This window comes from Curvivirga aplysinae (genome assembly GCF_009711445.1).
GTDB lineage: Bacteria > Pseudomonadota > Alphaproteobacteria > UBA8366 > Aestuariispiraceae > Curvivirga > Curvivirga aplysinae.
This window is the reverse complement of sequence record NZ_SMMC01000077.1, coordinates 1-7690: the sequence shown is the minus strand read 5'-3', so window position 1 is coordinate 7690 and position 7690 is coordinate 1. Positions and strand designations below refer to the sequence as shown.

At 40.8% G+C, this 7690-nt stretch carries 8 protein-coding genes and 1 tRNA gene; 8 read left to right on the top strand and 1 reads right to left on the bottom strand.

Going from position 1 to position 7690, the window contains the following annotated elements:
• Both E1160_RS01430 and E1160_RS01425 read left to right on the top strand, forming a co-directional pair.
• Nucleotides 1-398: hypothetical protein (locus E1160_RS01430; protein WP_218048643.1), on the top strand; the 398-nt coding region annotated here is incomplete at its 5' end.
• A gap of 103 nt (nucleotides 399-501) precedes the next feature.
• Nucleotides 502-2358 (top strand): SLC13 family permease, encoded by a 1857-nt coding sequence (locus E1160_RS01425; RefSeq protein WP_155153208.1) that lies wholly within the window; start codon nucleotides 502-504, stop codon nucleotides 2356-2358.
• Nucleotides 2359-2365: 7 nt separating this feature from the next.
• Here the strand turns inward: E1160_RS01425 and E1160_RS01420 are convergent, their stop codons facing one another.
• Entirely contained in the window at nucleotides 2366-2737 is a 372-nt protein-coding gene (locus E1160_RS01420) for a hypothetical protein (protein ID WP_218048642.1), read from the bottom strand.
• 179 nt (nucleotides 2738-2916) lie between these two features.
• Between E1160_RS01420 and E1160_RS01415 the strand changes: the two genes are divergently transcribed.
• From E1160_RS01415 to E1160_RS01390, 6 genes are all read left to right on the top strand, one after another.
• Nucleotides 2917-3684, top strand: a complete 768-nt coding sequence (locus E1160_RS01415) for a metalloregulator ArsR/SmtB family transcription factor (RefSeq protein WP_155153207.1) — start codon at nucleotides 2917-2919, stop codon at nucleotides 3682-3684.
• A gap of 147 nt (nucleotides 3685-3831) precedes the next feature.
• Nucleotides 3832-4836 carry an ArsJ-associated glyceraldehyde-3-phosphate dehydrogenase gene (locus tag E1160_RS01410; protein ID WP_155153206.1) on the top strand — a complete coding sequence of 335 codons (1005 nt, stop codon included), beginning with the start codon at nucleotides 3832-3834 and terminating at the stop codon, nucleotides 4834-4836.
• 25 nt (nucleotides 4837-4861) lie between these two features.
• Nucleotides 4862-6073 (top strand): organoarsenical effux MFS transporter ArsJ, encoded by a 1212-nt coding sequence (arsJ, locus tag E1160_RS01405; RefSeq protein WP_155153205.1) that lies wholly within the window; start codon nucleotides 4862-4864, stop codon nucleotides 6071-6073.
• Between the two features lie 83 nt (nucleotides 6074-6156).
• Nucleotides 6157-6906 carry a competence/damage-inducible protein A gene (locus tag E1160_RS01400; protein WP_155153204.1) on the top strand — a complete coding sequence of 250 codons (750 nt, stop codon included), beginning with the start codon at nucleotides 6157-6159 and terminating at the stop codon, nucleotides 6904-6906.
• 122 nt (nucleotides 6907-7028) lie between these two features.
• On the top strand, nucleotides 7029-7277 hold the full coding sequence (locus E1160_RS01395) for a hypothetical protein (protein WP_155153203.1): 249 nt from the start codon (nucleotides 7029-7031) through the stop codon (nucleotides 7275-7277).
• Nucleotides 7278-7441: 164 nt separating this feature from the next.
• A tRNA-Leu gene (locus tag E1160_RS01390) sits at nucleotides 7442-7529 on the top strand.
• Nucleotides 7530-7690 lie beyond the last annotated feature (161 nt).

Genomic DNA, 7690 nt, shown 5'->3' with positions numbered 1-7690 from the left:
GTGAAGTGCTTGCCTATATCAAATGCATCAGAATGGGAAAGACATTATTAGATCCCTTTGTCCCTGTAATTGTCACGCAATCAAAAGCTGATTTGAGTTTGTTAGTAAATGAACAGCGTGCCGGTGTGGACTTTTCCATTTTAAAGCCTTTTTCGTTGAATGAAATTTTATCGCATTTGGATCATATTATGAGGCATCGAAGACGCTTTATGATTTCAAAAGAATATATAGGCCCTTATCGAGGTTCGGTAAAAAAACATGTTAAGAAGAATGCTGGTTTGCTCCGATTGGTGCCAAATAGGTTGCGATTAAGAAAGGCACACGCAAATTTTGTCTCTGATGTCGAGAGTTTGAAAAATGAATGGCTAAAACTTATTGAAACTGAGATAAGCCATTGAAGTTAGGCCCGACTATTGCGTAGTCTTCTTAGGAAGTTGAGTTCCTTCACAAGGTAATTCTATGATGCTATATTGAGTTTGCTTTACGTTGAAGGGAGCGGCATTGATACTAACAGATGAAATTTCTTTATTTCACATGTGGGTTACTTTTGCTGCCATAGCCATAGTTATCCTTCTATTTATATATGAAACCCTCTCAATAGAAATCACGTCGGTACTATCTATTGCGGCCCTTGTTGCCATTTTCCATCTCTTTCCACTGCATGGTGAAGATGGTCAGAATCTTCTGGATGCACATGCTCTATTAAGTGGTTTTGCAAATCCTGCGTTGATAACGGTTATTTCGCTGATCATCGTGGGGCGCGCCTTGATACAGACAGGTGCACTCTCACAATTCGCAACATTTTTTTCACATATTAGTAGAGGGCGAGACTTATGGGGATTCGCAACTATTTTAATAGCTGTATCCATAATTGCTGCCTTTATGAATAATACGCCCGTTGTCGTTATTTTTATTCCTATATTGATGTCGATGGCGCAACAATCCAAGCTAAATGTACGCCAAATGTTAATGCCACTTAGTTTCGTTTCTATATTAGGGGGGATGACGACATTAATTGGCTCTTCGACCAATCTTTTAGTTTCTCGATCTTTAAGCGAGCTGGATCTTGAACCTCTTCGCTTTTTTGAATTCACCTCTATTGGCGCAATCTTGGCGATTGTCGGCCTAATATATGCTGTATTTATTTTGCCAAAATTCCTTAGCAAGCAGGGAGATGCATTGGATGACGAGGATTTCAATGGAAGCGGGCGTCAGTTTATCGCTCATTTGAAATTAGATGATAGTTCTCCGTTAGTGGGGAAGAAGCCTATCTATGGATTTTTGAAGGAACGGCCAGATGTAACTGTTCTCATGATTTGGCGTGAGGCAAAGGCGATTTTGCCTCCATTTTCAGAAATATCGTTAAAGGCAGGTGATACTATGGTGATAGGTGCACCTCGGGATGTTTTAACAGACGCTGGTATGCAGAAATATGGACTATTACCAGAAGATGAAGAGGGCAAGCTTGCGAGATATGAGTTAAACTATGTAGAGGCGGGACATCGTGAAGTCGTAGAAGCGATGATCCCACCTGGTAGTCCATTGATAAATGGTACGTTAAGGCGCAGTCATTTTGCTACACGTTATCGTTGTTTGGCACTTGGTATCCAGCGTCGGGCGCATATGATCCGTACAAAAATGACTGATATCACATTTCAAGCTGGCGATGTTTTATTGCTCTATGGTGCACCAAATCGGATTAATGAACTGAGTGATTCAGAAGATTTAGCCCTCCTGCAACATTCCGGCGAAGAGATGCCTGTCATGAAACATGCACGTCGCAGTTTGCTTATTTTTTTAGGTTTTGTGGGTTTGGCTATTTCCGAGCTAGTGCCGATCGTCGTTGCTGCCTTATTAGCTGTATGCTTAATGATTTTGGTGAAAGCGATCAGGTTACGAACAGCCATAAGAAGTATAGATTTTAAATTGATCTCTATCGTCGCGGTTTCACTAGCGTTAGGAACTTCCTTGGAGCTGTCTGGAGGGGCGGTTTATATTGCCGAAAATGTGTTGATGCATCATCTAAGCGGGATGGATGCGGCGGTTATGTTAAGCGCATTTTTCTTCATTGTTATGATATTTACGAATTTAATAAGCAATAACGCTTGCGCCGTATTATTCACGCCTATTGGTGTACATTTGGCTTTGGCAACGGGTATTGATCCACATATCTTTGCCATTGCCACTTTATTTGCTGCCAATTGTTCTTTCTGTTCCCCAATCGGATATCAAACTAATTTACTCGTGATGGGGCCGGGGCGATATAGGTTTAGTGATTTCCTGAAGTTTGGAACGCCGCTTGCTTTAATAATTTGGGTGGCTTTCTCTTTTATTGCGCCGATTTATTACGGCTTATAAGAAAGGTTCATTTGAGTTTTACTTCAAATTGTTCTTTGGCCCAACCATGCACGTTATCTTTTGCTCGAATATATACTTTGTCTAAATGAGCTGGGATGGCAATTGAGCCCGAAGAGCGGGTGAACGGCTGTTCATTTACATGAGGATGTGCCAAAATACGTGTGCCTAGAATATTACCTTCAGCATCAATGACTTGCCATTCATCAGCATAGTGATCCCATCCAGTATCGTTATGACTTACGGTGACGGAAAAACGATAACTATTTTCGCCAGTTGGTTTTGCAACAGCATTTTCAATCTTCACTTCACCTGCGAAAGAAATCATGCTGTTAAGGCAGAGAGAGCCAATTGTTGCTAAAATAAGTTTAGATAGGTTCATCGTAACCTCATATTTCCAATCGTGAATTTACAAAGAAGTATATTGATTTTTCTGAAAATAGGAATTCTGAATAAGCTAGATCAGATCACAAAATTGCGAGGAGGGGAGGCTCTATCTCCTTGAATTATTTTGTCGGTTTATATATGTAATTTCATATATAAATATTTAAAAGGTGCATAATGGTATCTGCCACAACAAGAAAAGTTCTATTCCTCTGTACAGGGAATTCTGCGCGTTCGCAGGTGGCTGAAGCTTTATTCCGATCATTGGCAGGAGATGGGTTTATCGTAGAATCTGCTGGTATGAATCCATCTCATGTAGATCAACGTGTGTTTGAGGTTCTATCGGGTTTTGAAATTTCTTCTGCTGGCCTTGTTAGTAAATCTGTAGAGACGCTAGATATTGAAAGATTCGATTATATCATTACGCTTTGTGATCGGGCAAAAATGGAATGTGCAACTTATCCCAATCATAGTGATTTAATGCATTGGGATCTAGAGGACCCTAAACCTAAGGAAGGTTTGAAACCTTTTGTCGATCTATTCACAGATTTAAAGGACCGTATTACATTATTCCTGCTTCTGAATGGTGAAGGTGAGAACACTGTTGAAGGACCCATAGAGTTATTCAAAGTATTAAGTGATCCTCTAAGACTAAAGGTATTTATGTTATTGGAGGATGAGGGAGCCTTAACCGTTAGTGACTTCACCAATGTGTTGGGTATGAGCCAACCAAAGGTTTCTCGGCATCTAGCTTTGTTGCGTGAGAGCGGTTTCTTATCCGTTCAAAAAGAAGGCTTGTGGGTTTTTTATAAATTTACCGAAAACCTTCCTGTTTGGATACGGCATGTGATTTCAACAATTCGTAACGGAAATCCAGGTATTATCAACGCTGAAAAGCAATTGTTAAACAAGCTGGAAAATCGAAAATTCTCAAATAACAAATAAACATGATTAGGTTATTTCCATAAGCAACAAGATTTAATTAAATTTTAATATATGTTTAATCATATATATGTATTTACATATATAACTATGAGGCTTATATACTCATTGAAACTGGGTCTTATTTGATAAACTTTTAAGGATTGAATCATGGCTATTAAGCTTGGAATTAATGGATTTGGTCGTATTGGTCGATTGGTTCTGAGAGCTGCATTTGATTGGGATGATATTGAAATCATACAAATCAATGATGTGGCAGGGGATGCAAAAACATTAGCACATCTACTGGAATTTGATTCGGTTCAAGGTCGTTGGAATAAGGATTCGATTTCATACGAAGATAAGGCCATTATTGTGGGGGGGCATAAGATCGTCACCAGCCAAGAAAAAGAAATTTCAGCGGTGGATTGGTCTGAATGTGATGTGGTTCTCGAAGCAACAGGTAAGCATAAAAAATCTTCGATTTTACAAGCTTATCTTGATCAAGGTGTGAAGCGTGTTGTGGTTTCAGCTCCAGTAAAAGAAGAAGGCGTTCTTGAGGCCGTTGTTGGGGTGAATGATCATCTCTTTGATCCTACTATTCATAAGATTGTAACAGCGGCATCCTGTACCACAAATTGTATTGCGCCCGTCGTAAAAGTTATTCATGAAAAGCTTGGTATTGAGCAAGTAAGCTTTACAACCATTCATGATTTGACAAATACACAAACTATTTTGGATGCACCTCATAAAGACCTTCGTCGGGCCCGTGCATGCGGCATGAGCTTAATTCCAACCACGACAGGATCTGCAACCGCGATTGTGGAGATATTCCCAGATTTGAAAGGTAAGATCGATGGACATGCGGTTCGGGTACCTCTCGCAAATGCATCTTTGACCGATATTATTTTTGATGTGAAGCGTGATACTGATGCGGATGAGGTAAACGCGTTATTAAAAGAGGCGTCTGTCGGAGAGTTAAGTGGTGTTCTTGGATATGAAGAACGACCATTAGTGTCGATCGATTACACAGGAGATCAACGTTCTAGTATTGTGGATGCTTTATCAACCATGGTTGTGAATAAGCGTATGGTAAAGATTTACGCATGGTATGATAATGAGATGGGCTACGCCACGCGCGCGGCCGAATTGATCCGGAAAGTTGGTTCTGTATAGGTAATTCAATTAGGTTGATAAGACGATGTTCGGCAATCTATCTCAAGACATCCGTCAATATATTCTGGTGACCTTTAATTACTGGAATTTTACATTGACGGATGGGGCTTTACGAATGTTGGTGGTTTTACATTTCCACCAGATTGGCTATAGCCCGCTTGAAATCGCATTTCTTTTCTTATTTTATGAAATCTTTGGTGTCATAACCAACTTGATTGGAGGTTGGTTAGGTGCGCGTATTGGGTTGAATAGGACAATGAATCTTGGGCTTGCATTACAAGTTTTAGCCCTATTAATGCTGGCTGTTCCGACACCTTATCTGACTGTCGTTTGGGTGATGTTTGCACAAGCACTTTCCGGTATTGCAAAAGACCTCAATAAGATGAGTGCGAAAAGTGCTATCAAGACATTAGTACCAAGCGGCGAGAAAGGAACTCTTTTCAAATGGATTGCGATCCTCACGGGATCAAAAAATGCGCTTAAGGGATTGGGTTTCTTCTTAGGTGGTATTTTACTGACCATTATAGGTTTTAAAGGGGCTGTTATGTTTATGGCAGCCGTCTTGTTTTTAGTTCTGATTTTAAGTCTCATTTTTCTTAACCGGGATATGGGAAAAGCCAAAAATAAAGTCAAGTTTACGCAGATTTTCTCAAAATCAGAATCTGTGAATATATTGTCAGCTGCGCGCATGTTTTTATTTGGTAGTCGTGATGTCTGGTTCGTCGTTGCACTGCCTATTTTTCTTGGTCAGATTTTTGGCTGGGACCATTATTGGGTTGGCGGCTTTCTTGCCACTTGGGTCGTTGGATACGGAATAGTACAAGCATTCGCACCAAGTATTACAGGGCGTCACCGAGGTGTTAACCCTGATGGGCAAAGTGCCATGAAATGGGCATTGGTACTGACCACCGTTACAATAGCTGTCGCATGGGCAATCCAATCAGGCTTTGAAATCCAATATTCAATCGTCATAGGCTTGCTTCTCTTTGGCGCTGTTTTCGCAGTGAATTCTTCTTTGCATTCCTATTTGATTGTAGATTACGCAAAGGCGGATGGTGTTTCTATGGATGTGGGTTTCTATTATATGGCAAATGCAATGGGCCGTTTGATAGGCACGGTTTTATCCGGTTGGATTTATCAGGTCTATGGATTGGCGGCTTGCCTTTGGGTGTCAGTAGCCTTTTTAACTTTAACGACACTTATTTCTATACGTCTGCCAAAACATGAAACTGCATAAAACGAAATAGTTATATGATCTTGCATTGATGTTTGTTGTATTCTTCCTTATTTATTCAATAGGGAAAAATACAAGGTGACAAAATGACAATTCGTGCTGCACTTATCATCATCGGAAATGAAATTCTTTCTGGTCGTACACAAGATGTAAATCTAGCTTATCTGGCGACAAAACTGAATGAGATTGGTGTGCGCCTGGCTGAAAGCCGCGTAGTGCCGGATATTGAAGAAGAAATTGTCGAAGCTGTTAATCATTTACGCGCTAAATATGACTATGTTTTCACGACAGGTGGTATTGGCCCAACACATGATGATATCACGGCAGCCTGTGTTGCTAAGGCATTTGATCTACCTCTCACACAACATCCGGAAGCGTTGAAGATCCTAACGGCGCATTATGCAGCGCTGGATGTCGAGTTAAACGAATCACGCCTTCGTATGACAATGACACCGGAAGGTGCCGGGTTGATTGACAATCCGGTTTCCGCAGCGCCCGGTTTTAAAGTCGAAAATGTGCATGTGATGGCAGGTGTTCCCAAAATTATGCAAGCAATGCTTGATGGCATTTTACCGACCTTGCAAGGTGGGGAAGTTATGAAATCTCGAACCATTCTGTGTTCTCGCCCAGAGGGGGAAATCGCAGAAGGTCTTGGGAAGATCCAAAACGAGTATCCGGAATTGGATTTAGGAAGCTATCCGGCTTATGCCTCAAATGGTTTTAGATTGTCCCTTGTTTTGCGTGGAACGGACCAAACAATGATTGATTTGGCGACTGCGGAAGTTACGGTCTTGATCGAATCTTTAAATGGCAAATCAGAAATTGTAAAAAGTTGATTCTTTGCTTATAAGCTCGACAATCCTGCCGTTTAGGCATATCTGCCTTTAAATCGTCAAATTCTTGCCCATCTTTTGATGTGTTTTCTGTTCATGATGTTTCATGAAGACTAGGAACCACTATGGAAATCTGTTTGTTTACAATGAGAAAAATTAAAATAAATCGCGGTGATGCTATTGGTGGCGCTCTGCCACTATCCGTTATGAAAGCTTCAAGCATGTCAGAGATGAAGCCCAGCTTTAATCGCCGGACAAGAAGGCGCCGTGGCATGCATAAAAACAGTTTTCGCTATTATCTGATCATGTTTTTAATCTTTGGTTTAGTGGCCGGATTAGTTGCAGCTTTACTGACAGAAGGGCCAAAACTCTAAGCTCTTAAAGTTATTGCGTAACTGTGAATAAAAAAACTTAAAAAAAATGAAAAATAAGCCAAAATCGGGCTTGCTCTTAGGGGCGCACATGTATAGTGTCCACCTCGTCGCGCTAGGGCACACAGGATTAGTTCTACCCCCTGTAATTTATAAGCCCAGTCTCTGCGGGCGTGGCGGAATTGGTAGACGCAGCAGACTTAAAATCTGCCGATCTTTTTGATCGTGCCGGTTCAAGTCCGGCCGCCCGCACCATATCTCTATAAAAAAAATATATTTTCATATGGTTAAATAATAATCTGCCCCATGAAAATTTGGCGCGTGGGACACTTTCTACCCAATTGCACTTAAAGTCTTCATACTTTCTTTGGCTGAAGTAATTGCGCCATATTACATTGTATCATACACGGTATTCA

Coding starts and splice junctions, on each gene's coding strand:
- E1160_RS01420 (WP_218048642.1), bottom strand. CDS start 2,737: ATGAACCTATCTAAACTTATTTTAGCAACAATTGGCTCTCTCTGCCTT.
- E1160_RS01415 (WP_155153207.1), top strand. CDS start 2,917: ATGGTATCTGCCACAACAAGAAAAGTTCTATTCCTCTGTACAGGGAAT.
- E1160_RS01410 (WP_155153206.1), top strand. CDS start 3,832: ATGGCTATTAAGCTTGGAATTAATGGATTTGGTCGTATTGGTCGATTG.
- arsJ (WP_155153205.1), top strand. CDS start 4,862: ATGTTCGGCAATCTATCTCAAGACATCCGTCAATATATTCTGGTGACC.
- E1160_RS01400 (WP_155153204.1), top strand. CDS start 6,157: ATGACAATTCGTGCTGCACTTATCATCATCGGAAATGAAATTCTTTCT.
- E1160_RS01395 (WP_155153203.1), top strand. CDS start 7,029: ATGGAAATCTGTTTGTTTACAATGAGAAAAATTAAAATAAATCGCGGT.